Annotated in this window: 1 protein-coding gene; it reads right to left on the reverse strand. The window is 49.4% G+C overall.

Annotated elements, in window-relative coordinates; genetic code table 11:
• Window positions 1-415: 415 nt before the first annotated feature.
• Window positions 416-604, reverse strand: coding sequence for a hypothetical protein (locus LI091_RS18375; RefSeq protein WP_059086509.1), 189 nt, complete (start codon window positions 602-604; stop codon window positions 416-418).
• Window positions 605-743: the final 139 nt, after the last annotated feature.

Below are 743 nucleotides of genomic sequence, written 5' to 3' on the forward strand. Positions count from 1 at the left end.
ATAGTTTACATGCAACAGCCAGAAATTTCGATACACCCTCTTATTGGACGCTTACACACATCCGAAGCTCATCTCTCAAGTCCCACAAAACAGTCACCAAAACTCCGGATATCAATCAACCAGTCAATCAGTCAACCAATCAGGCCAACCATCTTTTTCCATAATTATAATCCAAAATACTCCAAAAATAAATTTAAATATTACACAAAAACACCTCACCCTATCCAAAACAGCCTCTATCCCCCAATCCCCTCACGACAAATCGCAAAAAGCTCACCCCACCCACATCCAACGCAGCGCCGATGCCCCACCCCGCTGGTAGACTGTCTGTCCGTTCGTCCCTCCCTCCATTCATCCCACAAAAAAAGAGCCCCCAGGCCCAAACACCCAGAAACTCTCCCAAAACCAAACAACATCATCTCCCCCTCCGCAGCTTTCTCAGTTCCCTCTCCAACCGATCCGCACGCGCCTTCTCCCTCAACGTATTCGCCCTCTCTTCACTCCGCCCCTGTTCAATCCCTTGACTGATCCCCTTATTAATCCACATCTGCTCAATCTCAAAACTCTTCATATACGCCACCGTAACCTTTCCATCCTCAAACATCTCTTCTACCTCTCCGTAGCTTCCGCAGCTTCCTCAGCTCCCTCTCCAACCGATCCGCTCGCGCCTTCTCCCTCAACGTATTCACCCTCTCTTCACTCCGCCCCTGTTCAATCCCTTGACTGATTCCCTGGCTGATTCC

The organism is Blautia sp. MSK20_18 (assembly GCF_020553125.1).
GTDB classification, from domain to species: domain Bacteria; phylum Bacillota; class Clostridia; order Lachnospirales; family Lachnospiraceae; genus Blautia_A; species Blautia_A fusiformis.